At 70.1% G+C, this 271-nt stretch carries 1 protein-coding gene; it reads left to right on the top strand.

From position 1 onward, the window contains the following. Positions 1–271, top strand: a 271-nt coding sequence (locus EJ903_RS26685; RefSeq protein ID WP_148105344.1) for an NAD-glutamate dehydrogenase domain-containing protein, incomplete at both ends; no start/stop codon positions are given.

Consider the following 271-nt stretch of genomic DNA (forward strand, 5'->3'; position numbering starts at 1 on the left):
TGTCGCCCGGCGGCCAGATCGTCGAGCGCAGCGCCAAGAGCGTGGAGCTGACGCCGGAGGTCCGCGCCTGTTTCGGCATCGAGGCCAGCCATCTGGCCCCGGCAGAGCTGATGCGCCGCCTGCTGACGGCCAAGGTCGATCTGCTGTGGTTCGGCGGCATCGGCACCTACATCAAGGAATCGGGCGAAACCAACGCCGAGGCCGGGGACAAGGCCAACGACGCCCTGCGCGTCGATGGCCGCGACCTGCGGGCGACGGTGGTCGGCGAAGG

Origin of the sequence: Azospirillum griseum, assembly GCF_003966125.1 — a bacterium.
Taxonomy (GTDB): Bacteria; Pseudomonadota; Alphaproteobacteria; order Azospirillales; family Azospirillaceae; genus Azospirillum; species Azospirillum griseum.